At 39.3% G+C, this 10,425-nt stretch carries 15 protein-coding genes; all 15 read right to left on the bottom strand.

Annotation, left to right across the window (positions count from 1 at the left end):
• Positions 1 to 279: 279 nt before the first annotated feature.
• Entirely contained in the window at positions 280 to 555 is a 276-nt protein-coding gene (locus HMPREF0519_RS10955; RefSeq protein ID WP_003636214.1) for a hypothetical protein, read from the bottom strand.
• Positions 552 to 1,397, bottom strand: coding sequence for a GH25 family lysozyme (locus HMPREF0519_RS10950; RefSeq protein ID WP_003636212.1), 846 nt, complete (start codon positions 1,395 to 1,397; stop codon positions 552 to 554). Before HMPREF0519_RS10950 ends, HMPREF0519_RS10955 begins: the two co-directional genes overlap by 4 nt.
• Positions 1,390 to 1,872: a hypothetical protein gene (locus tag HMPREF0519_RS10945; RefSeq protein ID WP_003636210.1), complete on the bottom strand. Its 483-nt coding sequence runs from the start codon at positions 1,870 to 1,872 to the stop codon at positions 1,390 to 1,392. Before HMPREF0519_RS10945 ends, HMPREF0519_RS10950 begins: the two co-directional genes overlap by 8 nt.
• Positions 1,873 to 2,772: 900 nt before the next feature.
• Positions 2,773 to 3,198 carry a hypothetical protein gene (locus HMPREF0519_RS10940; protein ID WP_003636208.1) on the bottom strand — a complete coding sequence of 142 codons (426 nt, stop codon included), beginning with the start codon at positions 3,196 to 3,198 and terminating at the stop codon, positions 2,773 to 2,775.
• Positions 3,199 to 3,297: 99 nt separating this feature from the next.
• A complete protein-coding gene (locus HMPREF0519_RS10935) occupies positions 3,298 to 3,699 on the bottom strand; it encodes a hypothetical protein (protein WP_003636206.1) in 402 nt (133 codons plus the stop codon).
• A 111-nt stretch (positions 3,700 to 3,810) separates the two neighbouring features.
• Positions 3,811 to 4,392, bottom strand: coding sequence for a hypothetical protein (locus HMPREF0519_RS10930; protein ID WP_003636204.1), 582 nt, complete (start codon positions 4,390 to 4,392; stop codon positions 3,811 to 3,813).
• Entirely contained in the window at positions 4,389 to 4,895 is a 507-nt protein-coding gene (locus HMPREF0519_RS10925) for a hypothetical protein (protein ID WP_040472806.1), read from the bottom strand. Before HMPREF0519_RS10925 ends, HMPREF0519_RS10930 begins: the two co-directional genes overlap by 4 nt.
• An 11-nt stretch (positions 4,896 to 4,906) precedes the next feature.
• Positions 4,907 to 5,881: a hypothetical protein gene (locus tag HMPREF0519_RS10920; RefSeq protein ID WP_003636200.1), complete on the bottom strand. Its 975-nt coding sequence runs from the start codon at positions 5,879 to 5,881 to the stop codon at positions 4,907 to 4,909.
• A gap of 1 nt (position 5,882) precedes the next feature.
• Positions 5,883 to 6,503, bottom strand: a complete 621-nt coding sequence (locus HMPREF0519_RS10915) for a hypothetical protein (RefSeq protein ID WP_003636198.1) — start codon at positions 6,501 to 6,503, stop codon at positions 5,883 to 5,885.
• The gene (locus HMPREF0519_RS10910; protein WP_003636196.1) at positions 6,490 to 7,647 is read right to left on the bottom strand and encodes a baseplate J/gp47 family protein; all 1,158 of its coding nucleotides are present in this window, start codon (positions 7,645 to 7,647) and stop codon (positions 6,490 to 6,492) included. Before HMPREF0519_RS10910 ends, HMPREF0519_RS10915 begins: the two co-directional genes overlap by 14 nt.
• Positions 7,640 to 8,005: a DUF2634 domain-containing protein gene (locus HMPREF0519_RS10905; protein WP_003560260.1), complete on the bottom strand. Its 366-nt coding sequence runs from the start codon at positions 8,003 to 8,005 to the stop codon at positions 7,640 to 7,642. Before HMPREF0519_RS10905 ends, HMPREF0519_RS10910 begins: the two co-directional genes overlap by 8 nt.
• A 9-nt stretch (positions 8,006 to 8,014) precedes the next feature.
• Positions 8,015 to 8,431, bottom strand: a complete 417-nt coding sequence (locus HMPREF0519_RS10900) for a hypothetical protein (protein WP_003636194.1) — start codon at positions 8,429 to 8,431, stop codon at positions 8,015 to 8,017.
• A complete protein-coding gene (locus HMPREF0519_RS10895) occupies positions 8,428 to 9,660 on the bottom strand; it encodes a hypothetical protein (RefSeq protein WP_003636192.1) in 1,233 nt (410 codons plus the stop codon). The genes HMPREF0519_RS10900 and HMPREF0519_RS10895 overlap by 4 nt, the downstream gene beginning before the upstream one ends.
• Positions 9,657 to 10,133: a phage baseplate plug family protein gene (locus HMPREF0519_RS10890; protein WP_003636190.1), complete on the bottom strand. Its 477-nt coding sequence runs from the start codon at positions 10,131 to 10,133 to the stop codon at positions 9,657 to 9,659. The genes HMPREF0519_RS10895 and HMPREF0519_RS10890 overlap by 4 nt, the downstream gene beginning before the upstream one ends.
• A 14-nt stretch (positions 10,134 to 10,147) precedes the next feature.
• The coding region (locus HMPREF0519_RS10885; protein ID WP_003636188.1) for a LysM peptidoglycan-binding domain-containing protein at positions 10,148 to 10,425 on the bottom strand (278 nt) is incomplete at its 5' end.

Below are 10,425 nucleotides of genomic sequence, written 5' to 3'. Positions count from 1 at the left end.
GAAAGATAATATTCAATAAAAGCCAATATGAAATAAATAAATATATTGAAATATAGAAATTTAAGTGCTGAATTAATGCTTATTAATTCGTTTTCTTCAATTTTCCCCCAAGCTTCTCGTTCCCTTTCTAAATGCTTTTTTACGCCCTCCAAATCCTTTTTATGCATCGTTATCCCTTCATTCCAATCTCTTATAGTCTACCCACTATAACATATGTAGAAAAGCCACCCAAGATTTTATATGAGTGAACTTTTTAATAATTCTTTCAAGAATAGCTCTTTAGTTTTTATCTTTCAATTCTTTCACATCATCTTCTAATTGGTCAATCCGCTGATTAATGGCTTTATGTTCACCCCGAGACACTGCAAGAGTTTCCTTAATACTGTATTGATCCTTTACAAATTGTTCCAAACGGTTCGAGGTATCTCTAATTGATTCAGCTACATCTTCCAGCCTCTGGGTTAACGGTTTCAGAAGAACTCTTAAAACGCCATAAACACTACCGCAAATACCCAAAGTCACGGTAATCAATTCTATCCAACGATCAAAAGTCATTTATGATCACCGCCAGACAAACGGATTCGTTTAATATAGGTGCTGTTTGACGTGATATATCCGTTAGCATATTTCAATTTAAGATGAGTGATCTTACCAACCTTGACCGCTGAGGCCCAGACCCGTGAGCCCTTGGCATAACTAATGTCACTTTTGCTGGTTTTATCGAATTTAAGCTTCTTATAAACATTAACCTTGGGTGCGACAACTTCATATAAACCCAAACCAGTAGCTTGGTAGTAACTAGACTGCGTTTTGGTACTTGATTTAGTTGAGGTTCCAGACAGGGATCCATCAAAATCATAACTGGCATCCACATGTAATCTCTTAAAGTCATCGGTATACTGCCAAGCATTAGCATTATCAATGCCTGGTTGGTTAACCCCGTATGCGGCTACCCAAATTCGCTGATCAACTAAAGCTACACGATTAATCCGACCGTATTTAAACCAAGAACCACTTCCATAGGTAATCACATTAGAATACCCTTGAGCTTTTAAATACTTTAAAAGGATATTCACTTGGGGTGTCGTGTTGGCCGGTAAATCTTGAGCTTCCACATCGACCGCTAACACCGTTGATTTATCCAACCCATACTTTTTAACCCAAGCTAAAAAGTACTTTGCCTCAGCCAAACCATTTCCATGAAAGAAATGATAAGCACCAACGGTGCCAAATACTTGGTAAACATTTGATACCTGTTCGCCAGCACTGGCGTTCACATAAGTCGTCCCTTCTGTCAGCTTAACCATAACTGAATCAATTCCATATCGTTTGAGGTTCTCAAAAAAAGCTTTTGACTTGCTTTGATAAGCAGCCACATCACCAACTAATTTAGACATTTGCACCACCCTTTTCTGTTGATTGCGACGTTTGAGAAACGTTTCCGATTACATCAATAGACTTAGCTGATTGGTTATTCTCTGAATCTCCGGGAGCTGGCGTTACTGGGGCAAAATGATTATCAGCCCCTGTCGTTTTGTAAGCTTGATAAGCTTTTTCAACTAAGCCGGCAATCACTTGATAATCAAGATCAAAACCGTTAGCTTTTAACTGATCGTTAACAAAACGCATAGCCTCCTTCTTCCGATCAGATTTACTCAAGGCTGCCAAAACAGCTAATTCCGGTACAATCACATTGGCCAGTTTCAATCCCAACTCTAGTGCTTGTTGGGAATGAACATTCTTTTCAGTCGCAATCTTTTTTTGCAAGTACGGATTAATAATCTTGTAGATTACCGGAATGACGGCAACAAAAAAAGCAACCACACCGGTTGCCTTCAAGGAATTAAAAACATCTAAAATATGAGTAAACATAATAAAACCTCCTAATTTTTGGGCAAAATAAAAGCAGACGTTTTCCGGCGTCTGCTACGTAGTATCATAATAATTATTTTGAAAAATAATAAGACTGAATATTCAAAATTAATCCACAAAGTGCTTCAGCCCACTGAGACATTGTACATCTATTATGAAAAAGTATCTACCCTAGAAGTAGATACTTTCATTAGTGAAGATAATACATAATAATATGAGTTTACTTTTAAAGGTACTCATATTAGGGGGCGGGTCAATATATATGTCAGTACACTGGCCTTAACCACACTATAAAGCATTCATTTTTAATGTAAACAGTTAAGCACAAGATGACGCCTATCCCAAGCGTGGAATAGATGCTAGTTAAGAGAACTGTGTAAGTTGAATTATCAATTTATCGTCAATAAACGTCCCCTTAACATAGACAATATAACATGATTCAACAAAAGATAACAGCCATAGTTAGTTTTTCTAATTAAAACCCCTTCAGGTATTCTTTAAATAAAAGCACCTGTCTAGGCTTAAATAAGTGTCCTTAAATGTAAATAAAGTTAGCAAAAGTATAAGGTCGAAAGGTTAAAATTAAATTAATAACCTTCAAATTTTATTATAATACTTTCAACAAAAAAAGCACCTATCGGGGGGACAGGCGCTACTTCATATATGGGGATATATGAGATCGAATAGAAACAATAATTGGAAAAGATATATCTGAGGGCAATGTCTTTTGAGATATGGTTAGTAGCCGGGGAGGTTACCAACGAAATTTATTATAGCACACTTCCTCACAAAAAAATAATACTAAAATACGTTTATTGTTTTGCTTATTTTACGAACGGAATCCCGCTGACATCTTTACTAACGCACAGCGCGGTAACATTCTGTAGTGGATGCTAAAAACTAATTATCAATTAATAACGCCGTACCATTGTACATTGTCCAACATTCGCTACCTAAGTTATAGCCCGGATAGATAGCAATCTTGTTGTTCCACTTAAAAGAGCCATATCCAAAGTTAACCATCATATCGCCAGCAGCAACTGTATTTGTTGCGTCGGCATATGATTTGCCTGTTATTTGAGTAGGCACAACGGTTTTACCATCAGTAATTGATGACAAATCATTAAAGATAGAAAACCAACCATACCAGCTCTTCCCAACTGGCGTATCGATTGCTAAAGAAATTACTAGCAAGTTTCCCTCAACTCTAATTCCTCCAGTTGTAGTAACCCCAGCAGGGATGTTTGACGGTGCAATCAATGTATCGTCTTTATTCTCAAACAAAACTTTACCATTAAGTGCTGCTCCATGGATTTCTGCCATCATTCGCACCTCCCATTTGAGAGATGGAGGAGAGCATTAGTTAATAGCGAATATGCCCCCGAATGTAATAATTGATTTGTTATACATATTTACGTCTCCTTTTCAAATTACTGGTATTGATAGTGCAATTGGTAAGTAGCCAATACTTGTGTTATGCGCAATTTGCACAAAATACCCTTCAGAGCTCGGATATCCCCAGTGCACATAATCAGTTGTATTATCTGCAAACTGAAATGCTGTCTCCGGCTCATTGTAACGATAATCCGGAAGCTTCCAGAGAGGATTCATTTTTACAAGACCATAATTTACGTTGTTTCCTTCGTTTAATGCAACCTGACCTTCTACATAAAGAACACCATTTAAAACGCGATAGTAACATTTAAAGACTTCGGTTTGCATTGATGCTCGATTAGTCTCAACCTGTTTCCAGTCTGAATCTAATGAAGTGTTAGGTAGTTCCATTGGTTGCCCATTAAGTGCCATGCCGTGAATTTGTTCAGCCATTGTGACGCACCTCCAATTTACCAGAGGTACGCAAACCAGCGCCTAGAGAGGGCTTGCTACCCCCTCACATATAATCAGATAGTTATTAAATTTCATTTCGATTGTCCTTCCTTATTTAAGAACCAAGTCTGCAAGTCCGCCAAACACTATTTGCGCTTTGTCGCTTGCACCATCAGTCAAATACATATGTCCAGGCTGAAACATTAAAATACCATTTACCACTGCAAAGCCACATAAGTCTGCTTTCGCATTGAATGAATAGTCAGGAGGATTACTGACCATTGGCTGACTCCAATAAATATGAGTTTCCCCATTAGGTCCATTTGAAATTGTTTGAATATTTCCTGTGACAATCGTACTAGAACTTTGGTATGAAGCATTCTTAGGCCATTCATCCGGTACGTTGTATAAATGAATATCAACCGCATTGCCATTATTATAAAGCCCTTTTGGAAAATTTAAACAAACATATCCATTTAGAATAATTGAGCCATCCTCATTTAACTTGTAAAAAATATCACTAGATTGAAGTACTGGCTTTATAGCTTCTTCAGCCTGATTAAGTTCTCCTTCGAAATCCAATTCTTTATTTACAATAACTAAATGCTGCCAATCATTTTCAAACAGTAATTTCTGGTCAAGCATACCGCCTTTAATATTTCCGGAAATTCCGTTTAGCATAAAATTGCTCATGCTGCCACGCTCCTCTCGGAAACGTAGTAGTACCAGTGGTTCAGGCGGTCACTCTGCCCCCCCCCAGAGGTTTTTACGGCTATTGGAATTGCAAACGAAAAGTGGGCTTGTGCAGCTTCAGTATTTGAAAAGCCATCTAAATTGTCAGTGCGAAATGCCAGTAGATATCCATTGTCATAAGCTGTTTTGTAATTTAAATAAACAGTTGCAATACCACCACTTGGGTCAATTGATCTTTGCTGGATTGCATTCCACGTATTTGTGTCAATTGGATCAGGCAATTTCCATGACTTATCAATTTTTAAAGCAAAATTAGATGCAGCACCAGCTCCTTGCTGAATACTGACACTACCCGTGATAAATAATACATCATTAAAAACACGATACTGAATTAGGCTCATGTTGGTATTAATTAATGATCCTTGATAATCGTTGCATGTTTGCCAGCCTGTATCGGCGTTAGCAAATAATTCTTTGCCATTAATAATTGCTCCGTTTACCATGCTCTCACTCCTTACCATACAAAAAGAACGCCGGGATATTTGGCGCTCTTTGCTGTTGCATCATCTTTGTCCGTGGCAACTCCATAACCCATAATCGGATAGCCATCGAGGAACATTTGACCGTCCTTGACAGACAGTTTTGTGTTGGTAATGTTGCCATCAGCTGAACCGTCCGTGTTGACCAGCTTTGTAGTATCAACCTTCGGCACATCGTCCACCGTGATAAATGGCTTACCATTCGTTTTTAGAATTGGCGCCACATCAAACGTTTTAGTACCGGCTACCTCTTCATCACCACTTTTGTGCATCGTGTTGCTATCGTCGGCCGGTACAAAGGTTTTACCATTTACAACAATTGAACCATCTTTATTGTCTGTAACCTTTTTAGCCACGTCATCCAAAGTGGCAATGTTCGATGGAATTCCTTTGCCTGTGATATATGCATCACCATTTTTATCAACTGGATCAACTTTAAAGGTCTTTTTACCATCAACCGTCTCATCACCCGTTGTATGAACGACTGTATCGTTGGTAGCAAAGGCACCAGTGATCATATCAAAATGGACGTTTGACGCGTTGGAAAAGCCAATATTGAATTTATAGGTAAATGATACTGGTGTTGAACCTGAATAGGCTGGAATTGTGTCTGGAGCATTGGTTGTCGTGACAACGGCCATCAAGATTGACTGACCGTTTTGAGAATCAGACCCCCAGATTCCAAAGACCCACGCTTTATAATCCGCCGTAATCTTGGAATTGTCGAGTTCGGAAGAAATAATTAGCGTATTATCATTCTTGGAATATCCATTAGCTTGAATAGTTTGAACGACGTTTGGGATCGACGTGAGTTTAGTGATATCAGTCGTTGATGGAAGCTGTTTACCGCTAACTTCAATCTTATCAATACTGAGGGATGCTTTGTCAGCAATGATACCGGCTACCAGATTATTACCACTATCTGTAACTTTAGCTAAATCGTAAGCCACTTTACTTACCTCCTTCTACTTGGATGTTTTCAACGGTAATTGATTGAACGCCTATCCCAACATACTCATTCATGTTCATAGTATTCATAAATGCCACCGTATTAATTTCCACACCATTGAGAGTGGCAGACGACAGTCGATCCATCAATACAAGTAACGTTTGATGAGATGAAATAAGGCTAGTCGGTAATTGGTCGATATCAACGACTTGAGGGTTGCCAACCATTTTTGTTCCGTCCCAATGATAATCAGTGTGAACTTTCAGACCGGAAGTTTTAGGGTCTATTTGAAGGGCGTTGCAGACAATATTAATGATATCGTTGATTGTTCCACCTGAATGGGCGGCCAAAAGCTTAGTTTTAAGAATGAAACGATAAGTTTCATCACTCGTCCCATATCGCGGTTGATGAATGTCGTCACCAATTTCATCGAGCTGTTCGCCAACAGCTTCATCAATTATCCACGAACTATGGATACTTTCGAACCCGTTATCCAGCCACAATTGGAAATCTGCCAACACACGAATTAGTGTATTAACATTGCTACCTGTTCCAACCGCAAACCCTCGGTCAAATATTTTAAAAATCTCTGCATAAACTTCATCATAATTAGTTTGGTACATAGTCAACCTCCACATTATCATCATCGATAATCGGAATCTCGAAGGCGGTCAAAGTGATGTTATCAGTGCTTAATTTAGTCTTATCGGTTCCAATCGTGATATCCGCGTAATTGACACCGTCAATTGCATAGATATTAGAGAAGAATTGATTGGTCACAACTTTTGAACCCATTTGCAAGCTTTCAATGTATCCTTCAACAGCCGCCTTAATATCATCTGTACCTTCATTTTTATCAAAGATATCGTCTACTTTAACACTGACTTTGGCAAAAATTGGCGTTTCTTGTGGACGATCGAAGTAGATCGTGTGCGCTTCGCCAGAATCATCGATTGCTGTGCCACTCTTAGATCCATAAAGGGCAATTCCACCGCCGCCAACTCTAAAAATTGTATTGACAACGTCCTGAGCTGCACCACCCTGAACATAGTAATGAACAGTCTTCGGCGGGTTGCCATAAGCATCAAGAGCATTCTCCGAACTGTTATAAACACTTTTGACGGCCGTGACTCCCTGTGTGTTCATTAAGGCGGTATATATCCCGTTGATTGTGCCAGATTCATTAGAGTTAGATGCCAGTAACAAGCGGGACCTGAAATCTAAGTCAGTTTTCATATCCTGCCCACCTTCAGCGGCATCTGCATTGGTAACTGTATCGATCTCTTCAACTGGAGACTGTTGGTTAATAATCGTTCCCGCATCCACGTTGTATTGTGTTCCCAATTCGTCTGAAACCACTATTGTAGAGCCAATTCCGTTAGCGTCTAGCTGGCAATCATCAACCGTATAATATTCATTTCCTTTGTCATCCATAAATACAGTACCGGTCGGAATTACATAACCCGCAGTACCAGTAAATGATAAGGTCACGCTGGCTGCTTCAGCTTGCTTTCGCATTAACCCGTAATTGCCACCAACGCGATCAAGATTTACTCCCGTGGCTTGCAGAATATATCCCGAATCATGAACATCTTCGCCATTCTGATCAATATTAACCGCGATCTTTGCCATGACACGGGCGACAGTTCCCCAAAAAGACCTAGGAGACACGTTAGTATCTTCACCATTCTCCGTTCTAATAAAGCCCTGAACCGTGTCCAAGGCATCGTCAAAGCTAAGCGGTGAATAACCGTTTTCATCAATCATTGACGACACCCGCCTCCCATACAACTTCTTTCAATTGATTCTTAACTTCAATAGTAATATAAATCTTTAATTGCCTTGAGTCTCTTTCAAAGCTAATATCATGTAAGTCATCAATTCTAGGATCTTCAAGCAACGTTTCTCTGATGGCAGCTGTTACAAATTGATCATGAACATTGCTTCCAATTACGGCTCCCCAGTCAAGGCCTTCATCGGTATCAAGAACCCAACCACCTTTGCGGGTATTCAGGGCGATCATACATGATTGTGCGATTTCATCAAGACCGTCAACCATTGCCACATTGCCTTTATCATCTTGCTCAAAATCGCCTTGATCATTTATATAGACATCTTTTGCCATTCAAACCACCTACTTTATATCGATCTTGCCAACGATAACGCCATCGTTAGCATCATGCATACGTTCACTGTCAATCTTGTAAACACTGTCGCCTTTAGCATTGGACGTATCACGGTCTTCAAACACGACAACCACAACGTCACCGACCTGATAATTAATTATCATTTCAGCAAAAAATGGAGAGAAACTATGTGAATCACCGATATCATCATGATATTTAATCTTAATTGGAATAAAAGATGCTTGAAGACTTAAAAGCTGTGGTCGCTTGGTGCCATCGGAAAACAATGCCAGAGGTTGTACATCATATGTTTTGTCCGCGTTTACTTTTACAATCTTGCATCTAATGGCACCGTGGATATCACTCAAAACATCATTTTTGTACGTGTTAAAAAAATCATCAATGTAATTGCGGCTTTTAGTCATTTCTTGCGCCTCTTTTTTTGCTTTTCCTTAAGCTTCTTGCGATTAGCTGCGTCCAACTTCGCTTTGGTCTTTTTATCTTTGGTTTCAGCTTTTTTGACCGAAGCTGAATTCTTCTTTTTGTATTTAGAGTAGTCAACCAGGTCAAGTGTTGATGTTCCTGAATCATCAGTAATAGAGGTTGTGCCGCTATTAATTAGTACCCAGCCACTCAAGGCTGTACTGTCGATATGGAAAATATATCCAACCGTAAAATTTGGTCTAAAAAGAGCTGCAACTTGATAGTGTTGCAGCCCATCGTCTGAATCATCTTGAGGTTCGGGTTCTCCCAGCATGCCGGTATCGTAACTCAGATAAAAATTTGACTTCTTGTTCTTAGAATAATCCGCAATTTCCAGCCTGCCATTTGGATAAGAAATTGGTGTTTTACACTGCGAAGCAACACTTTTAATAGCACTCATCGGTTTGGCTTTAGCAGTATAACCCTTAGTAAATTTCTTATCATATACCAGCTTTAGCTTGTATATTTTGATGCCTGCTTCTTTGGCAATTTTTTTGATAATTGAAGAGCCTTTGGTGTTTTTTGCAAAAGATAAAGGCTTATACTTAGTCTTTTTGGTTACCTTGGCTTTAGCGGTATGGTTAGCCTTTTGCTTAACATATTCTTGTCGTTTCTTTTTAGCAAAAGCATTTTTCTTAGTGATGATTGTATGCCCATATGCTCGAAACTGTTTGCTTGTAGCATCCGGATGGTTGTCAATCCACTTACGGCGCTGTGCATTCATCTTGCTATTGTAAGCAGTGATTGTCTGGTCAAGCGTCTTTTGTGCAGAAATCGACCTTGAAGTAGTCGCCTTTTTCTTCACTTCAGGAAGTTTGTCATAATCACTGCCATCAACGATAGTGATTGTTGTGGTTTTTCCTGATGAATCGATTGTCGATGGCGTTGGTGTTGCCAACTTTCCTTCCATGATGATCCCAACATCATTTGTTGTTCCATCTTCATCATACCAACCGCCATATACTCTCGCATTGGCACCTTTGGTTAAATAATTTATGCCCTCAGCTGGAAGATTCAATACTGATACTTGGGTAGTTTCTTTGCTGCCGGATGAGTAAGAGGCTTCAATATCCATAGAAATGTTGTATGGAACTTTGGCGTAACTCTTGAGAGTTAATTTGCCTTTTTTGCCATCAACCTCAAGCCTTCGATAAAGCCTAACGAGTTTCATTGCTCATCACCCCAATCACTTGGGAGTGCATACTCGTTATCATCATCTGAAGGTTCATCTTCAATAAGTGAACTTCCCGAATCATCGTCAAGTAAATCAGAATTATCCGAATCGTTTTCATCAACATTGGCACTGCTTGGATCCTCAATCTCCGGCGCTAGATCATCATAGTAGAGAAAGACCGAAGTTTGGAAATTATCAATGCTGACCGTACTTTCTGCCCCCGTCTCGTCCAAAGGAACAATCCGTTCACTCGGCAGGTTAGCATCATTGATATCCCACAACGGCACACCATAAACGATCTTTTCACCGGTGACTAGCGGGTTATCATCAGAATCATAAAGATTGAAATACAGATTATCGAATCTCTCACGATAGAAAAATTCGATTGTAAAATTCTCGGTACCAATAGGCAAAATAACGTAGTTTGGCATATCACTTGTATCAACAATTAACTTGTCTCTTAAACTCATAGCATTGTGCCTCCTTACTTGATTCTTACTTTCACGCCTACCGGAATCGACCTGTCGGAATATTTATTCCACTTACGCAACTGAGCGACACTAACGTTATATTTCTGTGAAAATTTATAGTACGTGTCACCAGGCTTAGTAGTAACGGTTTTAACCGCACCTTTGCTGTTGCTTTGCTTATGACCACTACCAGACGTCTTTTTCGCTTTACCTTTATTTTTAGATGAGTTGGCTTTCTTTTTAGCGTTTGAGTCTGCCCAATCAACTTTTTGCAAAGTAACGGTTAAAGGGA

This window comes from Lentilactobacillus hilgardii DSM 20176 = ATCC 8290 (assembly GCF_000159315.1).
Taxonomy (GTDB): Bacteria; Bacillota; Bacilli; order Lactobacillales; family Lactobacillaceae; genus Lentilactobacillus; species Lentilactobacillus hilgardii.
The sequence above is the reverse complement of the archived record's forward strand: the minus strand, read 5'-3'. Positions and strand labels throughout refer to the sequence as shown.

What these genes read in the sequence shown, in the direction of transcription:
- HMPREF0519_RS10890 (WP_003636190.1), bottom strand. Translation starts at nt 10,133, where the DNA reads ATGAGTTTAAGAGACAAGTTAATTGTTGATACAAGTGATATGCCAAAC.
- HMPREF0519_RS10950 (WP_003636212.1), bottom strand. Translation starts at nt 1,397, where the DNA reads ATGTCTAAATTAGTTGGTGATGTGGCTGCTTATCAAAGCAAGTCAAAA.
- HMPREF0519_RS10910 (WP_003636196.1), bottom strand. Translation starts at nt 7,647, where the DNA reads ATGATTGATGAAAACGGTTATTCACCGCTTAGCTTTGACGATGCCTTG.
- HMPREF0519_RS10900 (WP_003636194.1), bottom strand. Translation starts at nt 8,431, where the DNA reads ATGACTAAAAGCCGCAATTACATTGATGATTTTTTTAACACGTACAAA.
- HMPREF0519_RS10955 (WP_003636214.1), bottom strand. Translation starts at nt 555, where the DNA reads ATGACTTTTGATCGTTGGATAGAATTGATTACCGTGACTTTGGGTATT.
- HMPREF0519_RS10940 (WP_003636208.1), bottom strand. Translation starts at nt 3,198, where the DNA reads ATGATGGCAGAAATCCATGGAGCAGCACTTAATGGTAAAGTTTTGTTT.
- HMPREF0519_RS10925 (WP_040472806.1), bottom strand. Translation starts at nt 4,895, where the DNA reads ATGGTAAACGGAGCAATTATTAATGGCAAAGAATTATTTGCTAACGCC.
- HMPREF0519_RS10905 (WP_003560260.1), bottom strand. Translation starts at nt 8,005, where the DNA reads ATGGCAAAAGATGTCTATATAAATGATCAAGGCGATTTTGAGCAAGAT.
- HMPREF0519_RS10915 (WP_003636198.1), bottom strand. Translation starts at nt 6,503, where the DNA reads ATGTACCAAACTAATTATGATGAAGTTTATGCAGAGATTTTTAAAATA.
- HMPREF0519_RS10945 (WP_003636210.1), bottom strand. Translation starts at nt 1,872, where the DNA reads ATGTTTACTCATATTTTAGATGTTTTTAATTCCTTGAAGGCAACCGGT.
- HMPREF0519_RS10930 (WP_003636204.1), bottom strand. Translation starts at nt 4,392, where the DNA reads ATGAGCAATTTTATGCTAAACGGAATTTCCGGAAATATTAAAGGCGGT.
- HMPREF0519_RS10935 (WP_003636206.1), bottom strand. Translation starts at nt 3,699, where the DNA reads ATGGCTGAACAAATTCACGGCATGGCACTTAATGGGCAACCAATGGAA.
- HMPREF0519_RS10895 (WP_003636192.1), bottom strand. Translation starts at nt 9,660, where the DNA reads ATGAAACTCGTTAGGCTTTATCGAAGGCTTGAGGTTGATGGCAAAAAA.